This is a genomic window from Staphylococcus argenteus (assembly GCF_000236925.1).
Taxonomy (GTDB): domain Bacteria; phylum Bacillota; class Bacilli; order Staphylococcales; family Staphylococcaceae; genus Staphylococcus; species Staphylococcus argenteus.
Genome location: NC_016941.1, coordinates 184,206 through 204,818, shown reverse-complemented (window position 1 = coordinate 204,818; position 20,613 = coordinate 184,206). Strand labels below are relative to the sequence as shown.

Sequence of the window (20,613 nt, the reverse complement as noted above, 5' to 3'; positions counted from 1 at the left end):
TTGTGCTATGTTAAGGTTCGAGCACCATTTCAAGCTTTAGGTGCTTTGCCATGACTTAAAATCTCACCCATACTTTAGGTGTTTTGACACCAAAATCAAATCCCCCTACACTAAGCGAGGGGGATATTTTCAGTCATTACACATCGTATTTTTCAGTTGTCTCTGCAACAAAAGATTCAATGGCTTTTCTTGCTTTACGTTTTTCTTTCAATGGCAACTCACCAATCATTTGTTTAAGTTGGTGAGGGTTTACGACACCACTATACTGATAGTCATTTGAAATTGTTTTTAGGGCTTGTTCATCGATAGATCTCTCTCCTGCAAATCCTTTGAACTCCGCTTCTTTTTTAATACTTTCGAAATTAACATATGCTTCATCAATATTGTCATCTTTATTTAATGAAGGTACAACATTGTCGATAAATTCTTTAATTAAATCACGTTTCAATCGTAAAGTCGGATCATCTGCATGGTCTAAAATACGTCTAATTTGTTCTCGATTACGTCGTTGTTCTGCTTTATCTTCTAAATCAATTTGCCTCAATATATTCATAATGTAATTCACATTAATCGTATCGTTACGCATCATTTCTATTTCAAAATCAATATCATTTAATATGGATACTTTATTTTTCTCAGCCGTCGATCTTTTCACTTGATCATACACGGCTAAATATTTACTTTTATAATCTTCGTTTTCTTGTGCATCCATACCAATTTCATCAACGGTAAACTCAAACTCATCAAATGCTTTTAAACGTAATAAAATTTTAGCTAATAAACGGTATGCTTCTACAAAGCGTTTCAGTTCTTCTTCATCTTGAATATCATCAACCATGTGTGGTGTCGGAACAATTATTTTAAGCTCATGATATGCTTCCATAAATTCTTTTTTATACTCTTCATAACTGCGCATTAAAATAGTATCCGCATCATTGGTTTGTGAAAATACTCTCAGTGCATCGTCCGTCTCTTTTTTCAAATCGCGATAGTTTACAATTTTACCGAACGGCTTCGATTCTTTTTCAACCCTATTTGTACGTGAATATGCTTGAATTAAATCATGATACATTAAATTCCTATCAACATATAAAGTGTTCAGTACTTTACTATCAAAACCAGTTAAGAACATATTAACAACGATTAAGATGTCAATCTTACTATCTTTTACGCCTTTTTTAACGTTTTTTGAAATATGATTAAAATACTCATTATGCGTGTCTGTTGAAAAATTCGTCTCAAACTTTTTATTATAATCACTAATCATTTTCTCTAATTTTTCACGTGAATGATATGGTACTTCACCGTCACGATCATCTTCATTAGGTTTAAACGTAAATATACCAGCTACCGTTAATGGTTGTTCTAACTTTTTATTAAGTCGCTTAAATGTCTCATAATATTTAATAAGCGCGTGGATGCTTTGTACTGTAAATATACTTGAATATTGACGATTACGTGTGTATTTATCATGATTATTAATGATATGTCGTGCTACTAATTCCACACGTTTATCAGCTAACCATACCTCTTCTGTATCAATTGCTTCCACCATGCTGTTATCTTCTGCTTTTAAAGCTTTATTTTTAAAAGTATTAATATAGTCAACTGAGAAACCGAGTACATTACCATCGTGAATGGCATCTCTAATTAAATATGTGTGCAAACATCTACCAAAAATATCTGCAGTCGTACGACCATCTTGACTACTATTTTCTGGGAAACGTGGTGTACCAGTGAATCCAAAATATTGGGCATTTTTGAAATGTTGTTTAACTAAACGGTGCATATCACCAAATTGACTGCGATGACATTCATCAATAATAAATACTACTTTATTCGTCTTATACTGCTCTAATAAATGGGCATTCCCTTGAATTGCTTTTGCCATCTTTTGAATTGTCGTAACAATAAGCGGTAAACTTTTATCATTTAATTGGCGTACGAGTTGCGAAGTATTAAATGTCTTATCGACAGCGCCCTTTGCAAATTTATTAAATTCTTCTTCTGTTTGACTATCTAAGTCTTTACGGTCAACCAAGAAAATAACTTTCTTAATACTTTCTTGTTGTGACAAAATCTGACTCGCTTTAAAAGATGTCAACGTCTTACCGCTTCCTGTAGTATGCCAAATATATCCATTATTGCCTGTTTCAGTTGCTTGTTGTACTAGTGCTTCAGCTGCATACACTTGATATGGACGCATTGCCATTAGAATTCTATCTGTTTCATTAATAATCATATAGCGTGATATCATCTTGGCTAATTGACAAGGTCTCATAAATGTCTCAGTAAAAGATTGCAATATATTTATACGCTTATTTTGTTTATCACTCCAATAAAACATATGACTTTTTAATAATTCACTGTCATTATTGGAAAAATATCTTGTCTCAACACCATTACTAATAACAAACATTTGTATATAACGGAATAAACCTGTGTAATTTTGTTTACGGTATCGTTTTACTTGATTAAATGCTTCATTAATATCAATGCCACGACGCTTCAATTCTACTTGAACAAGGGGTAATCCATTGATTAAAATTGTAACGTCATAACGTGCTTTATAGGCATCTTCAACTGCTATCTGATTTGTCACTTGAAACTTATTTTTACACCAACTTTTAGTATCTAAAAACGACAAATAAACCTCAGACTCATCATCACGTCGAAGTGGTAATTTGTCACGTAAAATACGTGCACTCTCGAAAATACTTTTCCCATCAATCATCGTTAGAAGACGTTGAAATTCTTTATCAGTGAGTGGTTTCCCATCTAATTTATCCGCATGACGTTCATTTAAAATGGCTCTGAAATTATCAAGCAATTGCTCATTATTTCGTATCGTTACCCTTTCATAGCCTAGTTGTTCAAGTTGGTTCATCATTTCATTTTCTAATGCATATTCACTTTGATGTGCCATCCATATCCCCTTCCGTACACTTTCTATTGTCCTAAATATATCATAAATATTAATGAAAAATGTTTATTTTTTATCTTTAAACGTAAATATATTCTATTTTTATCGGCCTTTAATTTAATGCTTATATTTTATATAAAGTGTATACTAATATTTGAAAGCACTACATCAAGTAATTTCTCACTACTTCGACTAAAAAGTAATGGAGGTTGGCATGTGTGGTCTTATTTATCTATGAAATCATTTTATTTTTAATCATCACTCTTAGTTATTATTTAACTTTAAGTCATTTTATGTCAGTAACTATTGGTAACTTCACTTCAATATTTGGTATGTTCGCTGCCATTCTATTTATGTACTATTACCTACTCTATAAAAGCCCAGAATACAAACAACGTAAACGCTTTAAACGTGTTATTCATATTGCAAATTGGATTATGATAATCTTAATAATCTTCATATTAGTTCACTTAGCATTAAAATTATTCTTGAATTTTTAATCACGAAAAAGCAAAGCTCCCTATAAGTATTCCACTTTTTAAGCGTCTACTTTATAGGGAGTCTTTTATTTGAACTTTGCTTTAAGTTATTCGTATATGCCTTCTAAATCGTAGTTTGGTATCAACACAACAAATTCCCCTCAAATACCCGTGCTACATATTAAAATGGTTTCTATCAAAAATGTTCGCACAATAATTTGTTTACGCTGCATTACCCAATACAATGAAATGCCGACGCTTCCAACTTTTTTAAAACATTTTCATCAAATAATTTAGTCACATCGAAAACTTAAACTACTTATATTTATATTGCAAATCCATTTATATTAGAAAGCGTAATTACCTAATGTTTAAATTCAATCGTCGCAAGATGTTTCCTATAATTATCAAGTGCCATTTTTGACTGGGTTATACAATCAAGTATCGCATGATAATTTAAAGCTACGAAGCGATAGTACAATATATCTACCGTGAATAACTGTGCAAATAAAGATGTTGTTGCTGCCATACGCATTTCATTTTCATCAGTTCTGCCATAGATTAATGCATAATCTGCAATTTGTGCCACTGGATTATTAGCTGTACTAGATATAGTTATGATGGGAATACTGTAATGTGTGGCAACTTGTGCTATAGATTGCAATTCACTGTGACTACCTTGGTTCGTAACAAAAACCATGCAATCTCTTTTATCATGCGTCGCAAACGTTGAAACAAGTAAATGCGTTTCATGTAATAACCTCACGTTTAACCCTATACGAGATAACTTTTGAAAAAGATCACCGATTGTTAAACTCGACGCACCAAATCCGAATAAAAATATTGTTCTAGCATTTTTTAATACTTCGCATATAGCATCAATTTGTGCATCCATTATATTTGTAGCTACAAATCTCATTGTGTTTGTCGTTCTTGCGATCATTTTATTTTTTAAAGTTTCTACAGATTCATTTTCAATCAATTCTAAATGCGGATTAGTCGCAATATCTTCAGGTAAATATCTAGATATCGCAATCTTTAACTCTTGAAAACCTTGATGTGTCATCTTCCGACTAAATCGAACGATAGATGCCGTACTTACTTTTGCAACATCTGCCAAATCGTTTACTGTCATATCAATGATTTTATGTGGATTCTTTAAAATGTAATTGGCGATTTTCTTTTCTGTCTTAGTAAAATCACTCAATTGTTTGTCAATCCTATACAAAATATTTGTCATCATTAATCACCCAACAAATCTGTTTGTCGCATTGCCTTTGTCGTTCCAAATAAATAAGTACAAATGAATCCACCTGCATACGCAGAAAGTAGGCCTGCAATATACCCTAAATACATATTATCTGAAATTAATGGCAATAATGACACACCACTTGGTCCAATTGCTTTTGCACCGATATGTCCAATGCCACCAATCACAGCACCGCCTATGCCACCACCTATACAAGCAGTCAAGAAAGGTCGTCCTAATGGTAAAGTCACCCCATAAATCAAAGGTTCTCCAATGCCTAGGAAACCAACCGGCAATGCACCTTTCAGTGTATTGCGTAATGTCGTATTGCGTTTACATCTTACCCAAAGTGCCAATGCTGCACCGACTTGTCCAGCTCCAGCCATTGCCGCAATTGGTAGTAAGTAAGTGGCACCTGATTGATTTATCATTTCTATATGAATTGGTGTAAAAATATGATGCAGTCCTAGCATAACTAACGGTAGGAAGCTAGCACCGATTATAAAACCACTAAATACACCACCAATATTAATAATACCGTTAACAACTGAAACTAAACTATCTGAAACAAATCCTGCTAATGGCATAAAGATAAAGATAGTTAATAGCCCTACTATCAATAATGCAATTGTCGGTGTTACGATAATATCAATAGCATTTGGTACAATTTTATGTAGTCTTTTTTCAACAATACTTAAAATCCAAACTGCAAAAATAACGCCTATAATTCCACCTTGTCCAGGTTGTAATGGTTCCCCAGTAAAAACATTCATTAAAATATTTTTACCAGCGATACCAGTTAATAAAGTTGTACCACCAATGACACCACCCAATCCTGGTGTCGCACCAAATTCTTTAGCAGCATTAATACCAGTGAAAATAGCTAAATATGCTAGCATACCATCTTTAATTACATTAAAAACGGTAATCAATTGCGTAATCCAAGCACCTGAAATATACCCAGCGACCATTAAATTGCTAAGTACAGCAGCAATTCCACCGATTAATCCTGCTCCAATAAATGCTGGAATCAACGGTATAAATATATTGGCAATTGATTTTAGTACTTTATTCAACTTACCATTCTTTTGTTTCGCTTTGTGTGCGTCTTTATTTGCTTTCGCTTTATCAGCCGCAAATGATTTATAGTCCATTTTTTGAGAATCTTTGTGATGATGTGGTATTTGATCTCCTAGTTTTACACCACTCAATTCCGCCATATGGTTGGCCACCTTATTTACTGTACCAGGACCAACTACAACTTGAATACGTTCATCATGTATAACTCCCATGACACCATCAATTTGTTTTAGTCCTTGTTCGTCTACTTTATTGTCATCTAATACTTTAATACGAACACGCGTCATACAATTCATAACGCTATCTATATTATCCATGCCACCTACTGCAGCGATAATTCGTTCTGCAAGCTGTTGCTCTTTGGTCATTTAAATCCCTCCTAAGGTTGTTTATCTCTGATTGCTCGTTTAACAATATTGTCATTGTTTAATAACCGTCTTGTTGCCTCTTCCTTAGAAATGCCACACATACCCATGACTGTCGCAACTTTTACATCATGCTCAGACACTTGATATAAATGCATTGCTTCATCATATGTGATAGCACATATATCTTGAATAATACGCACTGAACGGTCGATAAGTTTTTGGTTTGTTGCTTTCACATCAATCATGAGGTTGTCGTATACCTTGCCGACACCCACCATGGTAATTGTTGATATCATATTTAAAATTAATTTTTGTGCTGTGCCTGACTTTAATCGTGTAGATCCAGTTAATACTTCAGGACCAACTTTTACTTCTACAGGATATTTGGCAATTTCACTTATAATTGCATGTTCATTACATGAAATTGACACCGTTGTCGCACCGATTGTGTTTGCAAATGTTAAACCACCAATAACATATGGTGTTTTGCCACTCGCAGCAATACCAATTACGATATCTTTTTCTGTTAAATTTATCTTTGCTAAATCATTTTCTGCAAGTTTTTTATGATCTTCTGCACCCTCTACTGCCATCGTCATCGCGCGCTGACCACCTGCAATGATACCGATAATTTCATAAGGTTCTGTATTAAATGTAGGCACACACTCTGCCGCATCTAAGACGCCCAATCGTCCACTCGTTCCTGCACCGATATAAATTAAACGCCCACCTTTTTTGTACTGTGAAATTGTTTTATTTACGACTTTTGTAAGTTGTGGGATCACTTGCTTGACCGCTAATGGTACTTGTTGATCCTCTTCATTCATCGTAATTAGCGCCTCTTCCACAGTCATTTCATCGAGATGCATCGTCGCTTCATTGCGTGCTTCAGTCGTACTATTTTCCATTACTTTTGACACTCCCTAATTTTTGAAAATTAAATGTATCATTCGGTGCAATACAATTTAACAACGGTAAGTCTTCTTTGATAATTTGTGCAACAACGTTAACATTGTCATGCGCGCTAAGAGGGTGTCTTACAATTTGGAGTTCACCTTGATAGCGTCCATTTTTCAAATTATCCACGGTCACTGAACCAATATGTCGCTGTACCGTATGATGTGGTTGAATAGTTTGCGAATTTATTTCTCTTGATGTTTCTGATCGAATAACTTTTTCTGGGTTATCAGGACGCACTTTATGTTGTATGTCGAAAAGAAATGCTACTTGCTCATCGAAATCTTCATTAATAGCTAGTGAGAAATGTCGACAATTACAAAAGTCTATAAGTTGTATAGCTAGTCTTTTTTCAATTTTTGGATCCCCAACTAACACATCCGTAATACCAACATCTTGTAATACATCGGCTGCAACGACTGGATGGTCATATCGTGTTAATTCGACAGTTGGCAAACCTTTATGCAAAGGTCCTCTTAAATCTGTACCTACTATGAAGCCATATATTTGTGCCTTTTTATTAAATTGATAAATATATTCATTTTTCTTTTTAACCCAGTCAGCAGATAATCCCGTATCTGGTCTTGGATAATAATTATGACAAAATGAAAGTAAAGTAAAATCATTCAAATGTTGATGTAAATTTGTTAACAATTCCCGGGAAATAATACTTGCATTCAAACAGCACTTAAAACCTTGTGCCATAATCGCTTCGATTGTCTCAATAGATGTACTATGATCGATACGAATCATAAATTGTGCATCATATTGTCGAAGATGCTCATAAAAAGATGGTGTTAAGATAGATGGATTTGCATCTATGAGGTATGTCACTTGTTCATGTTGTAATAAGTTGAGTAGTTGTGTGAAATAATGATATTTTGTCTCGTCATCTTCTTCTGGTATTTGTATAGATGTGAAAATCGTTTGATAACCTAAATTAATCATGCGCTTAATATACGCTTCGTCTAAAGGTTGTCCTAAATACACTGAAAAGCCTGTCAAAATAGCCCTCCTTAATGTTATAAATATTAGGAAAATATAGTTGAGTTGTGTAATCGCTTACATTTTACTATAAGAGAAACCACATTACAATATTAATAAGCTCAAGTGTATTCATTGTAATAATGTTACAAATTTCTGTCACAACTTCTTCTTTTCAATCTCCTTCCATGAGTTTTCATTTAATTCTTTAAAATCATTGCTATTGTCGCATCCAGCATTCACTTTTACGCACTTTATTATTGATTATCTTATATTAACTTTTCATATTAATCTTAAAATAATTTAGCTATTTGGAATTGAATTTAATAATTGTATTGAAAACGCATACTTTACCATGCTAAAATAGGAGTCGCAAACAAATAAGATTCAATAAGATGTGATGGTAAGCTCGACAAACTAACCTTAGTCAATTGCTTCTTTTGCATTAATTACATACACCAACGTGTTACTAAGTAAGATTAGGCATGAGTTAAATTATACTGTGATGGTTACCAACACAGTCTATTTGCTTGTGTCTTTTTTTATTGAATCTTAAATATCAAATACAACTTTGGAGGTTGGACAAGTGAGAAAGAAAATATTCGGTCAATTGCAACGTATCGGTAAAGCTTTAATGTTACCTGTTGCAATTTTACCAGCAGCCGGTCTTTTATTAGCTATTGGTACAGCTATGCAAGGCGAATCATTACAACACTACTTGCCTTTTATACAAAATGGTGGCGTACAAACTGTCGCTAAATTAATGACAGGTGCTGGTGGTATCATTTTTGATAACTTGCCTATGATTTTCGCATTAGGTGTCGCAATTGGATTAGCTGGCGGTGATGGTGTAGCAGCTATCGCAGCATTTGTCGGTTACATAATCATGAACAAAACAATGGGAGACTTTTTACAAGTAACACCTAAAAACATAGGTGATCCAGCGAGTGGTTACGCTAGCATTTTAGGTATCCCAACATTACAAACAGGTGTATTCGGCGGTATTATTATCGGGGCCCTGGCAGCTTGGTGTTATAACAAGTTCTATAACATTAACTTACCATCTTATTTAGGTTTCTTCGCTGGTAAGCGTTTCGTGCCTATTATGATGGCTACAACATCATTTATATTAGCATTCCCAATGGCATTAATTTGGCCAACGATTCAATCAGGCTTAAATGCATTCAGTACAGGATTATTAGATTCAAATACTGGCGTTGCCGTCTTCTTATTCGGTTTCATTAAGCGTTTATTAATTCCATTCGGACTGCACCATATTTTCCACGCACCGTTCTGGTTCGAGTTTGGTTCATGGAAAAATGCAGCTGGTGACATTATTCACGGTGACCAACGTATCTTTATCGAACAAATTCGTGAAGGTGCACATTTAACGGCTGGTAAATTCATGCAAGGTGAATTCCCTGTTATGATGTTCGGTTTACCTGCAGCAGCTTTAGCAATTTATCACACAGCTAAACCTGAAAATAAAAAAGTAGTAGCAGGTTTAATGGGTTCTGCAGCTTTAACATCATTCTTAACTGGTATTACAGAACCTTTAGAATTCTCATTCTTATTCGTAGCACCATTATTATTCTTTATTCACGCAGTACTTGATGGTTTATCATTCTTAACATTGTACTTATTAGATGTTCACTTAGGTTATACATTCTCAGGTGGTTTCATCGATTACTTCTTACTCGGCGTGCTACCAAATAAGACGCAATGGTGGTTAGTCATTCCTGTAGGTCTTGTATACGCAGTTATTTACTACTTCGTATTCCGATTCCTAATTGTAAAATTAAAATATAAAACACCAGGTCGTGAAGATAAACAATCACAAGCAGCTACTGCTTCAGCAACTGAATTACCATATGCAGTATTAGAAGCTATGGGTGGAAAAGCAAACATTAAGCATTTAGACGCTTGTATCACACGCCTACGTGTTGAAGTTAACGACAAATCTAAAGTTGATGTTCCTGGTCTAAAAGACTTAGGTGCTTCTGGTGTTTTAGAAGTTGGTAATAATATGCAAGCTATTTTTGGTCCTAAATCTGACCAAATCAAGCACGAAATGCAACAAATTATGAATGGTCAAGTAGTAGAAAACCCTACTACTATGGAAGACGATAAAGACGAAACTGTTGTTGTTGCAGAAGATAAATCTGCAACAAGCGAATTGAGCCATATCGTTCATGCACCATTAACTGGTGAAGTAACACCATTATCAGAAGTGCCTGATCAAGTGTTCAGCGAAAAAATGATGGGTGACGGTATCGCTATTAAACCTTCACAAGGTGAAGTTCGTGCACCATTCAACGGTAAAGTACAAATGATTTTCCCAACAAAACATGCAATTGGTCTTGTATCAGATAGTGGTTTAGAACTATTAATCCACATCGGTTTAGACACTGTTAAATTAAACGGAGAAGGCTTTACTTTACATGTTGAGGAAGGTCAAGAAGTTAAACAAGGTGATTTATTAATCAACTTTGATTTAGACTATATTCGTAATAATGCGAAGAGCGACATTACACCAATCATTGTTACTCAAGGCAATATTACAAATCTTGATTTCAAACAAGGTGAACACGGCAACATTGCATTTGGAGATCAATTGTTTGAAGCTAAATAATTAATATAACGACAGGAGTGTATACCTTTTTATGGATACGCTCCTGTTTATTTTCGCTTTAATAACTTTAAATTTTGTCATTATCTCATGCAACACATTCACTTCTCTATACTTTTTAATATTAGTATCCCCTCTTTGAATTGCTCAATATAAACCCTTTTAAAAACATTAATTGTTCGCTATTGTTAGCGTTTTCACAATAAAGTCAACTTTCTTGACCTTATACCACATTCAAGGCTATCATTTGAAGTGTAAATATAAAGAAAAGGTGGTTTTTTTATGAAACAACGCATTGGAGCTTACTTAATTGACGCTATTCATCGAGCAGGCGTCGATAAAATTTTTGGTGTTCCTGGTGATTTTAATCTCGCTTTTCTAGACGATATTATCAGCAATCCCAATGTAGATTGGGTTGGAAATACAAACGAATTAAATGCAAGTTACGCAGCGGACGGTTATGCCCGTCTTAATGGACTCGCTGCTTTAGTTACTACATTTGGTGTTGGTGAACTCAGCGCCGTCAATGGTATCGCAGGTTCTTATGCCGAACGTTTACCTGTCATTGCGATTACAGGTGCACCAACTCGTGCCGTAGAACAAGCTGGCAAATATGTACATCATTCACTTGGTGAAGGAACATTTGATGACTATCGTAAAATGTTTGCTCATATTACAGTTGCACAAGGTTACATTACACCTGAAAACGCAACAACTGAAATACCACGATTGATTAATATTGCTATTGCCGAAAGACGCCCAGTGCATTTGCATTTACCGATTGATGTTGCAATCTCTGAAATTGACATACCGACACCATTCGAAGTGACACCAGCACAACACACTGATGCATCAACATATATAGAGTTGTTAACTTCTAAGTTGCAGCAAGCGAAGCAACCTGTCATCATTACTGGGCATGAAATCAATAGTTTCAATCTCCATCAAGAATTAGAAGGTTTTGTAAATCAAACACAGATACCTGTGGCACAGCTTTCATTAGGAAAAGGTGCTTTTAATGAGGAAAATCCGTACTATATGGGAATTTACGATGGAAAAATTGCCGAAGAAAACATTCGAGATTATGTGGACAATAGCGATTTAATTTTAAATATTGGCGCCAAATTAACAGATTCTGCAACAGCTGGATTTTCATACCAATTTAATATCGATGATGTCGTTATGTTAAATCATCACAATATCAAAATTGATGATGTTACAAATGATGCAGTATCTCTACTATCATTGTTAAAACAATTATCCAATATTTCATATACAAACAATGCATCATTCCCTGCTTATCAACGTCCAACATCAACAGATTGTACCGTTGGCACAGAACCATTAACACAACAAACATATTTCAAAATGATGCAAAATTTCTTAAACCCAAATGATGTTATTATTGCTGATCAAGGTACATCATTCTTTGGAGCTTACGATTTAGCTTTATACAAAAATAATACCTTTATCGGACAACCATTATGGGGTTCTATCGGCTACACGTTACCAGCAACATTAGGTTCTCAATTAGCAGATACAAATCGTCGTAACTTACTATTAATTGGTGATGGTTCTTTACAACTAACTGTTCAAGCCATTTCGACTATGATTAGACAACATATTAAACCGGTACTATTTGTGATTAATAATGATGGCTATACGGTTGAACGACTCATTCATGGAATGTATGAGCCTTATAATGACATTCATATGTGGGATTATAAAGCCCTACCTGCTGTATTTGGTGGTAAAAATGTAGCAGTTCATGATGTTGAATCAGCAAAAGACTTGCAAGATACATTTAACGCAATTAACAACAATACAGATGTAATGCATTTTGTCGAAGTCAAAATGTCTGTTGAAGATGCACCGAAAAAACTAATCGATATTGCTAAAGCATTTTCACAACAAAATAAATAAATTCATCGTTCTTAGGGTATAAATATAATTATAAATGCTTAATTATATGAAAAGGACTCTGATAAAAAATGATTAATTTCAATAAAACTGCATTAGTCTTAATTGACTTGCAACAAGGCATCCTTAAAATGGACTACGCACCTAACACTGCTGAAAATGTAATTCAAAATGCTAACAAATTAATAGAAGTGTTTAGAAAAAATAATGGCTTTATCGCTTTTGTCCGCGTTAAACTTTACGATGGTAACGATGCATTGAAACCGAATGCAATGATATCATTACCACCTAAAGAAGGCGATGACTATAGTAAGTTCCATCACTTATTAGATAAGAGAGATGGCGATTTTGTCATAGACAAACGGCAATTCAGTGCATTTGTAGGTACAGATTTAGACTTACAATTACGACGCCGAGGCATTGATACTATTGTTCTTGGTGGTGTCGCAACACATGTTGGTGTAGATACGACAGCACGAGATGCCTATCAGTTAAACTACAATCAGTTCTTTGTTACGGATATGATGAGCGCACAAAATGAAACGTTACATCAATTTCCTATTGAAAATATATTTCCTATAATGGGACAAACAATAACTACAAATGAATTACTGAACACATTAAAATAAGCGTGTACTTAGATATCCCCCTTCATTTTTGATGAAGGGGCGTTTTTATTGCATACGATACACATCACAAATTATTAAAACGCCGGGTTGTCTAACCTCTATAATTTAAATACACACATTTATTGTTAAATGATTCTATTTGTATCCCTCTTACTTATTTAAATGCTACCTTCATTCCGGAATTTTCAAAAAATTTAGTATTTATTACAAAATTATGTATCATTTTATGTTTAGTTTTTGATATTATCTTAATTAAGTAGATTTTTATAAGTTCTATAAAGGAGAACAAATACATATATGAAAAAGAAACTAACATTTAAAGAAAACATGTTTATAGGTTCTATGTTATTCGGTTTATTCTTTGGTGCTGGTAACCTTATATTCCCGATTCATTTGGGACAAGCTGCTGGTTCTAACGTTTTTATCGCTAACTTAGGATTCTTAATTACAGCAATCGGATTACCGTTTTTAGGTATCATTGCCATCGGTATTTCAAAGACAGCTGGCTTATTTGAAATCGCCTCTCGTGTTAATAAAACCTATGCTTATATTTTCACGATTGCATTGTATCTGGTAATTGGCCCATTTTTTGCCCTACCTAGATTAGCTACAACATCGTTTGAAATAGCATTCTCGCCATTTTTATCACCAAAGCAGATTACTTTATATTTATTTATTTTTAGCTTTATTTTCTTTGTGATTGCATGGTTTTTTGCGAGAAAACCTTCACGAATTTTAGAATATATCGGTAAATTTTTAAATCCTGTATTCTTAGTATTATTAGCAATCATTTTATTATTTGCCTTTATCCATCCATTAGGTGGCATTTCAGATGCACCTATTAGTAAGCAATATCAATCTAACGCTTTATTTAATGGCTTTTTAGATGGATACAACACATTAGATGCATTAGCATCGTTAGCATTTGGTATTATTATTGTTGCTACGATTAAAAAGTTAGGCATCGAAAATCCAACCGATATCGCTAAAGAAACAATAAAGTCTGGTACTATCAGTATCGTTATGATGGGTATCATTTATACTCTATTAGCAATTATGGGTACATTAAGTATCGGTCACTTTAAAGTAAGTGAAAATGGTGGTATCGCATTAGCACAAATTACACAATATTACTTAGGTAACTATGGCATTGTCTTATTGTCTCTAATCGTTATGGTCGCGTGCTTAAAAACAGCCATCGGTTTAATTACAGCATTTTCAGAAACATTTGAGCATTTATTCCCGAAGCTGAATTATTTAGCGATTGCAACAGTTGTAAGCTTTATCTCATTCTTGTTCGCAAACGTCGGATTAACTAAAATTATTATGTATTCAGTTCCAGTATTAATGTTCTTATATCCATTGGCAATTGCTTTGATCATATTAACTTTATTTAGTAGTAAGTTCCATCATTCAAAGATTGTGTATCAATGGACGATTCTCTTTACAGCAATTGCTGCATTACTTGATGGATTAAAAGCTAGCCCAGAATTCATTTCAAGCACTTCATTTGCTCAAGCTTTGATTAACTTCGGTCAAAAATATTTGCCATTATCAGATATCGGCATGGGCTGGGTTGTTCTTAGTGTAATTGGATTCATTATCGGCTTTATAATCTATAAAATTAAACATCGTAATTTACCGCAAACATAATATAACGCCATAAGCATACTTAAATATGTGCTTGTGGCATTTTTCATTCTTGCCTATATAGAGTGTTGTTACACCTTATCCTCTTACTTCATTCTTCACAACTATTGCTTAAAATTCACTTTGTACTACTGAAAAAACACCTTCTAAAGTTAGTTTATATAGAAGTTCAGCCATATATTTCGGACTATAATTCATATCGTCATTTAACCAAGTACAAATAACACCAATATGAGCAGACGTTATATAGTTTAAAAAATAATGTTGTGGAAACTTACTTGCTTTTTCGCCATCTATTTTAACAAGTGCGTGAAACAATGGTATATAAATTTCTTTTTGCACTTCAGTTTCTAATTTTGGTCTAAATTGTGATAAACCTTTATCACTTAACATAACGCCGAAAACTGTATGATTCATATAAATATATTCAAATAATCGCGTAAATGCATTTTTAATATCTGATTCACTTTTTAAGCCAGATGCTACCAAATGTCCATCTTTTACGTAATCTATCAAATCATCTATAACATTTGTGACAATTCGATTGAAAAAATCTTGCTTATCTCGATAATGCAGATAAAACGTTGCTCGAGTCAGATCTGCTGAATCTGTGATATTTTGTATAGATATTTTATTGATATCTTTTTCATTGAGTAGTTTTACAATTGCATTAATTAAATATTGATTTGTTCTTTTTACCCGTGGATCAATTTTTTTATTTGTCATTTTCAGCACCTCTATCTATCATTTTCTACTTTATTTACACATTTAATCAATTTGTATTTTAGTGTACAAATAAACATTTTTTGTGAATTGCAATTAATTGTATTAAGCGTACAATGAATTATATACAAGTTGTCTATAAATAGTCAATTTGTTCATTTTGAAATTTTAGGAGGATTTATATTATGACAAATAAAACAGGTTATATTGATATTCATCATCACATCATTCCTGAATTTTACCTAGACGCATTAAAAGAAGCTGGTATTGACAAAGCTGGTGGTCTAAAAATCAACAATTGGCAACCTGAAGACAGTATAAAAATGATGGATAGATTAGGTATTGACGTAGGGATTACTTCCATTTCTGATCCAGTCGTTGAACCACTTGAACCAAGTAAAAGAAAAGCAATTGCACGAGAAATTAATTTACTTCAAACACAAATTATCAAAGAGTATCCAAATCGTTTTGGTGCTTTCGCAACATTGCCACTACCTGATGTGGATAGTGCAATTGAAGAAGTTAAATATGCTTTGGATAATTTACAATTAGATGGTGTAGGTTTATTATCTAACTACAATGAAGCATTTTTAGGCGACCCACAATTTGAACCATTAATGAAAGTTCTTGATGAAAGATCAGCAGTTGTGTTTATACATCCAAGTACACCACCTGATTATGTACCTAGACCAAAATATATGCCTGTAGATTTCATGGCTGAGTTTACTTTTAATACAACGCGTGCTGCAGCAAACTTAATTTTAAGTGGCACAATGGATCGCTATCCAAATATTAAATTTATTTTGGCACATGCCGGTGGTACATTACCATATTTAACATGGAGAATTAACGAATGTTATAAATTAATCAAACAAACTGCGGACGAAAGTCAATTTGTTGTTCTAGCCAAAGACCCTGAAGCTTATGTTAGTGATTTTTATTATGACACTGCTTTATCAACACAAGCTGCAACATTTAGAGCATTAGAAGAAACTACTCCTGAAGACCATATTTTATTCGGTAGCGATGCTCACTATGCACCTGAAAATTTAGATCAATCAATGATTAATACAATCGAGCATCAACTAGATTTAAACAATGAAACAATTGAAAATATTAAATATAATAGTGCACTTAAATTATTCCCAAGATTCCAAAAATAATTTATGCATATAAATATCGGCTGATATAAGTATAGTGCTGATGAATGTATTCATTCATCATGCACTATTTTTTTATACAACAATTTCATAAACCAAATCGATTGTTACTATTGTTCATCACCTTTATCAGACCACAATGCTTAAAAATAACTATCTTGATTACATTTAAATATTTTCCATAACCACAAAACACCAAAATAAATCGCAGCATCTCTACTCTATTTTAAAATCAAAGAAATATTATGCATTTATTATTAAATTTATATTTGACACTTATATTGAACAACTGTAATATATTAATATTAATTCTTTAAAATGTATAAATATAAAGGAGGGGGAGACCCATGAATTCTATCATTGAATTAACTGATCGATATAGCTCTAATAATTACGCACCTCTTAAACTTGTTATTACTAAAGGAAAAGGCACTAAAGTTTGGGATACTGATGGTCAACAATATATAGACTGTATCTCCGGATTTTCAGTGGCAAACCAAGGACATTGCCACCCAGAAATTGTTAAAGCTATGACTGAACAAGCTTCAAAGTTGTCTATTATTTCACGTGTGCTTTATAGTGACAATCTCGGTAAATGGGAAGAAAAAATTTGTCATCTTGCTAAGAAAGACAAAGTACTCCCCCTTAATTCTGGCACTGAAGCTGTTGAGGCGGCTATTAAAATCGCTAGAAAATGGGGGTCTGATGTTAAAAATATTCCTGACGGTCAAGTTGAAATTATAGCTATGAACAATAATTTCCACGGTCGTACATTGGGATCATTATCGCTATCAAACCATGACTCATACAAAATAGGATTTCACCCCCTACTTCAAGGTACAACCACAGTAGAATTCGGAAACATTGAACAAATAGAGCAAGCTATTTCACCAAATACTGCAGCAATTATTTTAGAGCCCATTCAGGGTGAAGGTGGCGTAAACATTCCACCTGAAGGTTACATTAAAGCTGTACGACAATTATGTGATACACATCAAATATTACTCATTGCAGATGAGATTCAGGTCGGTCTCGGTAGAACGGGTAAATGGTTTGCCATGGAATGGGAACAAGTTGTTCCAGATATTTATATTTTAGGAAAAGCACTGGGTGGCGGACTATATCCTGTATCTGCAGTTCTCGCAAATAATGATGTGATGCGCGTATTAACACCTGGCACACATGGTTCAACATTTGGAGGCAATCCGTTAGCTATTGCAGTATCAACTGCAGCACTTGATGTTCTTAAAAATGAAGAACTAATTGAACGCTCAGAACACTTAGGATCGTTACTATTAACTCAACTCCAACAACTTGATAACCCAAACATCAAAGAAATTAGAGGCCGTGGTTTATTTATAGGTATCGAACTTAACACAGATGCCACACCATTTGTTGAACAATTAATAGCTCGTGGTGTTTTATGTAAGGACACGCATCGTACTATCATCCGTTTATCACCACCTTTAGTAATAAGCGAAGAAGAAATTAATGACATCGTTTCTGTTTTTCAAGAGGTTTTTAAAAATTAAAAATAAGAATATATATCATTTAGGAGGGATTCATGATGATTAAAGTAGGTATTGTTGGCGGTAGCGGTTATGGAGCAATTGAATTAATTCGATTATTGCAGACACACCCCCAAGTAAACATTGCACATATCTATTCACATTCAAAAGTAGATGAACCGTTGAAATTAACGTTCCCACATTTACAACATATCATGCAGCACTTCGAAGCACTTACAGTTGAAAACAATGATTGTGATGTGATTTTCTTTGCTACACCCGCACCTGTGAGTAAAACATGTATCCCCCCTTTAGTTGAAAAAGGTATTCATGTTATCGATTTATCCGGTGCGTTTAGAATTAAAAATCGTGAAGTATATGAGTCATATTACAAAGAATCAGCTGCATCTCAAGACGACTTAAATCATGCTATCTATAGCATTTCAGAATGGCAATCATTTGATAACAAAGAAACAAAACTGATTTCCAATCCAGGTTGCTTCCCTACAGCAACCTTACTAGCATTACACCCGCTAATTAGTGAAAAAATTGTGGATTTATCATCTATCATTATTGATGCTAAAACCGGTGTATCAGGGGCTGGCCGTTCTTTATCTCAACGTGTTCATTTTTCAGAAATGAATGAAAACCTAAGTGCTTATGCAATTGGTAACCATAAGCACAAACCAGAAATTGAACAATATTTATCAACAATTGCCGGGCAAGACGTCTCAGTTATATTTACGCCACACCTTGTACCTATGACTCGTGGCATTTTATCAACGATTTATGTCAAATTAACCTCTAAAAATACGACTAAATCATTACATAAATTAATGACTTCTTATTATGCTGATCAACCGTTTGTCAGAATAAGAGATATCGGTAGTTTTCCAACAACTAAAGAGGTACTCGGCAGTAATTACTGTGATATCGGTATTTATGTAGACGAATCGACACAAACAGCAATATTAATATCAGTGATTGATAATCTTGTTAAAGGTGCAAGTGGACAGGCCATTCAAAACTTAAATCAATTGTATGGTCTCGATATCACTACTGGTCTAAGACAATCACCAGTTTATCCATAAGGGGTGTTACGATGAAACAACAAGAAACGACATTACAAGAACATAATTTTTCAATAATTAAGCATGGGGATATCAGTACACCTCAAGGATTCACTGCTGGTGGTATGCATATTGGTTTACGTGCTAATAAAAAAGATTTCGGTTGGATTTATTCCACTTCATTGGCTAGTGCAGCTGCTGTTTATACTTTAAATCAATTCAAAGCTGCGCCACTTGTTATTACCGAAGCAACACTTCAAAAATCCAATGGCAAATTACAAGCCCTTATTGTTAACTCAGCTAATGCAAATTCTTGTACAGGGAAACAAGGCATAGATGATGCAAGACAAACGCAAAAATGGGCTGCACAACAACTTCACATACCGCCTGAGTATGTTGCTGTTGCTTCAACAGGTGTTATTGGTGAATATTTACCTATGGATAAAATTAAATATGGGACAGAACATATTCAAGATACCGGCTATGCTATGTCTGAAGCTTTTAATGAGGCAATTTTAACTACGGATACATGTACAAAGCACATCGCTGTGTCACTTAAAATTGATGATCAAACGATAACGATTGGTGGAACCGCTAAAGGTTCTGGCATGATTCATCCAAACATGGCTACCATGCTCGCATTTATTACAACTGATGCCACGATTGAAACAGATACACTTCATCAATTATTAAAATCAACGACTGATCATTCATTTAATATGATTACAGTAGATGGTGATACTAGTACAAATGATATGGTGTTAGTTATGGCAAATCACCAAGTGAAACATCAAACATTAAATTCTAATCATCCACAATGGCAAACTTTTGTTGATGCATTCCATTTTGTCTGCACATTTTTAGCTAAAGCTATTGCTAGAGATGGCGAAGGCGCAACAAAGTTAATAACAGTGAATGTTTCAGGCGCAAAATCTATATCAGAAGCTAGAAGAATTGGTAAAACAATCGTAAGCTCCAGCCTTGTCAAATCAGCTATCTTTGGGGAAGATGCTAATTTCGGACGAATCATTACAGCTATTGGTTATAGCGGATGTAATATTGAACCACATCAAACATACGTCCAACTTAATCATATTCCAGTAGTTGATAAAGGTATGGCTGTATCATTTGATGAACAAGTCATGTCAAAATCATTAACTAAAGAAAATGTCATCATAGATGTCCAGCTCGGTTTAGGTGATGCATCAGCTACAGCTTACGGATGTGACTTATCCTATGATTATGTACGCATCAATGCGTCATATCGTACGTAAGGTGGTGTAA

The 20,613-nt window shown here is 34.1% G+C and carries 15 protein-coding genes; 9 read left to right on the top strand and 6 right to left on the bottom strand.

Going from position 1 to position 20,613, the window contains the following annotated elements:
* Nucleotides 1-136: 136 nt before the first annotated feature.
* Nucleotides 137-2,926: a type I restriction endonuclease subunit R gene (locus SAMSHR1132_RS00870; RefSeq protein WP_000951140.1), complete on the bottom strand. Its 2,790-nt coding sequence runs from the start codon at nucleotides 2,924-2,926 to the stop codon at nucleotides 137-139.
* 215 nt (nucleotides 2,927-3,141) lie between these two features.
* Here SAMSHR1132_RS00870 and SAMSHR1132_RS00865 point away from each other — a divergent pair, with 215 nt between their 5' ends.
* Complete coding sequence (locus tag SAMSHR1132_RS00865; protein WP_000242463.1) at nucleotides 3,142-3,423, top strand: hypothetical protein; 282 nt, start codon at nucleotides 3,142-3,144, stop codon at nucleotides 3,421-3,423.
* 343 nt (nucleotides 3,424-3,766) lie between these two features.
* Here the strand turns inward: SAMSHR1132_RS00865 and rpiRb are convergent, their stop codons facing one another.
* Genes rpiRb through mupG form a run of 4 tightly spaced genes read right to left on the bottom strand, consistent with a single transcriptional unit; the run spans nucleotide 3,767 to nucleotide 8,061 of the window.
* Nucleotides 3,767-4,642 (bottom strand): pentose phosphate pathway transcriptional regulator RpiRB, encoded by an 876-nt coding sequence (gene rpiRb, locus SAMSHR1132_RS00860; protein ID WP_000181835.1) that lies wholly within the window; start codon nucleotides 4,640-4,642, stop codon nucleotides 3,767-3,769.
* Between the two features lie 2 nt (nucleotides 4,643-4,644).
* A complete protein-coding gene (locus SAMSHR1132_RS00855) occupies nucleotides 4,645-6,099 on the bottom strand; it encodes a PTS transporter subunit EIIC (RefSeq protein WP_000159748.1) in 1,455 nt (484 codons plus the stop codon).
* A gap of 11 nt (nucleotides 6,100-6,110) precedes the next feature.
* Nucleotides 6,111-7,007: an N-acetylmuramic acid 6-phosphate etherase gene (murQ, locus tag SAMSHR1132_RS00850; protein ID WP_000432005.1), complete on the bottom strand. Its 897-nt coding sequence runs from the start codon at nucleotides 7,005-7,007 to the stop codon at nucleotides 6,111-6,113.
* Entirely contained in the window at nucleotides 6,997-8,061 is a 1,065-nt protein-coding gene (gene mupG, locus SAMSHR1132_RS00845) for a 6-phospho-N-acetylmuramidase (RefSeq protein ID WP_000145579.1), read from the bottom strand. Before mupG ends, murQ begins: the two co-directional genes overlap by 11 nt.
* Before the next feature lie 565 nt (nucleotides 8,062-8,626).
* On the opposite strand from mupG, the gene ptsG reads away from it, so the two are divergent.
* From ptsG to brnQ1, 4 genes are all read left to right on the top strand, one after another.
* A complete protein-coding gene (gene ptsG, locus SAMSHR1132_RS00840) occupies nucleotides 8,627-10,672 on the top strand; it encodes a glucose-specific PTS transporter subunit IIBC (RefSeq protein ID WP_001227550.1) in 2,046 nt (681 codons plus the stop codon).
* 279 nt (nucleotides 10,673-10,951) lie between these two features.
* On the top strand, nucleotides 10,952-12,592 hold the full coding sequence (locus SAMSHR1132_RS00835) for an alpha-keto acid decarboxylase family protein (protein WP_000813556.1): 1,641 nt from the start codon (nucleotides 10,952-10,954) through the stop codon (nucleotides 12,590-12,592).
* Between the two features lie 68 nt (nucleotides 12,593-12,660).
* A complete protein-coding gene (locus SAMSHR1132_RS00830) occupies nucleotides 12,661-13,218 on the top strand; it encodes an isochorismatase family protein (RefSeq protein WP_000606892.1) in 558 nt (185 codons plus the stop codon).
* A 297-nt stretch (nucleotides 13,219-13,515) separates the two neighbouring features.
* Nucleotides 13,516-14,871, top strand: a complete 1,356-nt coding sequence (gene brnQ1, locus SAMSHR1132_RS00825) for a branched-chain amino acid transport system II carrier protein BrnQ1 (RefSeq protein WP_000728166.1) — start codon at nucleotides 13,516-13,518, stop codon at nucleotides 14,869-14,871.
* A gap of 108 nt (nucleotides 14,872-14,979) precedes the next feature.
* Here the strand turns inward: brnQ1 and SAMSHR1132_RS00820 are convergent, their stop codons facing one another.
* On the bottom strand, nucleotides 14,980-15,594 hold the full coding sequence (locus tag SAMSHR1132_RS00820; RefSeq protein WP_000182493.1) for a TetR/AcrR family transcriptional regulator: 615 nt from the start codon (nucleotides 15,592-15,594) through the stop codon (nucleotides 14,980-14,982).
* 182 nt (nucleotides 15,595-15,776) lie between these two features.
* Between SAMSHR1132_RS00820 and SAMSHR1132_RS00815 the strand changes: the two genes are divergently transcribed.
* The 4 genes from SAMSHR1132_RS00815 to argJ all read left to right on the top strand — a co-directional run bounded on the left by SAMSHR1132_RS00815 (nucleotide 15,777) and on the right by argJ (nucleotide 20,603).
* Nucleotides 15,777-16,754, top strand: a complete 978-nt coding sequence (locus SAMSHR1132_RS00815; protein WP_000182696.1) for an amidohydrolase family protein — start codon at nucleotides 15,777-15,779, stop codon at nucleotides 16,752-16,754.
* Nucleotides 16,755-17,098: 344 nt separating this feature from the next.
* Complete coding sequence (rocD, locus tag SAMSHR1132_RS00810) at nucleotides 17,099-18,283, top strand: ornithine--oxo-acid transaminase (RefSeq protein ID WP_001084426.1); 1,185 nt, start codon at nucleotides 17,099-17,101, stop codon at nucleotides 18,281-18,283.
* Nucleotides 18,284-18,318: 35 nt separating this feature from the next.
* Nucleotides 18,319-19,350: an N-acetyl-gamma-glutamyl-phosphate reductase gene (argC, locus tag SAMSHR1132_RS00805; RefSeq protein WP_000598502.1), complete on the top strand. Its 1,032-nt coding sequence runs from the start codon at nucleotides 18,319-18,321 to the stop codon at nucleotides 19,348-19,350.
* A gap of 11 nt (nucleotides 19,351-19,361) precedes the next feature.
* Nucleotides 19,362-20,603 carry a bifunctional glutamate N-acetyltransferase/amino-acid acetyltransferase ArgJ gene (gene argJ / locus SAMSHR1132_RS00800; protein ID WP_000813125.1) on the top strand — a complete coding sequence of 414 codons (1,242 nt, stop codon included), beginning with the start codon at nucleotides 19,362-19,364 and terminating at the stop codon, nucleotides 20,601-20,603.
* Nucleotides 20,604-20,613 lie beyond the last annotated feature (10 nt).

What these genes read in the sequence shown, in the direction of transcription:
- SAMSHR1132_RS00870 (WP_000951140.1), bottom strand. Translation starts at nt 2,926, where the DNA reads ATGGCACATCAAAGTGAATATGCATTAGAAAATGAAATGATGAACCAA.
- rpiRb (WP_000181835.1), bottom strand. Translation starts at nt 4,642, where the DNA reads ATGACAAATATTTTGTATAGGATTGACAAACAATTGAGTGATTTTACT.
- SAMSHR1132_RS00855 (WP_000159748.1), bottom strand. Translation starts at nt 6,099, where the DNA reads ATGACCAAAGAGCAACAGCTTGCAGAACGAATTATCGCTGCAGTAGGT.
- murQ (WP_000432005.1), bottom strand. Translation starts at nt 7,007, where the DNA reads ATGGAAAATAGTACGACTGAAGCACGCAATGAAGCGACGATGCATCTC.
- SAMSHR1132_RS00835 (WP_000813556.1), top strand. Translation starts at nt 10,952, where the DNA reads ATGAAACAACGCATTGGAGCTTACTTAATTGACGCTATTCATCGAGCA.
- SAMSHR1132_RS00830 (WP_000606892.1), top strand. Translation starts at nt 12,661, where the DNA reads ATGATTAATTTCAATAAAACTGCATTAGTCTTAATTGACTTGCAACAA.
- brnQ1 (WP_000728166.1), top strand. Translation starts at nt 13,516, where the DNA reads ATGAAAAAGAAACTAACATTTAAAGAAAACATGTTTATAGGTTCTATG.
- SAMSHR1132_RS00820 (WP_000182493.1), bottom strand. Translation starts at nt 15,594, where the DNA reads ATGACAAATAAAAAAATTGATCCACGGGTAAAAAGAACAAATCAATAT.
- SAMSHR1132_RS00815 (WP_000182696.1), top strand. Translation starts at nt 15,777, where the DNA reads ATGACAAATAAAACAGGTTATATTGATATTCATCATCACATCATTCCT.
- rocD (WP_001084426.1), top strand. Translation starts at nt 17,099, where the DNA reads ATGAATTCTATCATTGAATTAACTGATCGATATAGCTCTAATAATTAC.
- argC (WP_000598502.1), top strand. Translation starts at nt 18,319, where the DNA reads ATGATTAAAGTAGGTATTGTTGGCGGTAGCGGTTATGGAGCAATTGAA.
- argJ (WP_000813125.1), top strand. Translation starts at nt 19,362, where the DNA reads ATGAAACAACAAGAAACGACATTACAAGAACATAATTTTTCAATAATT.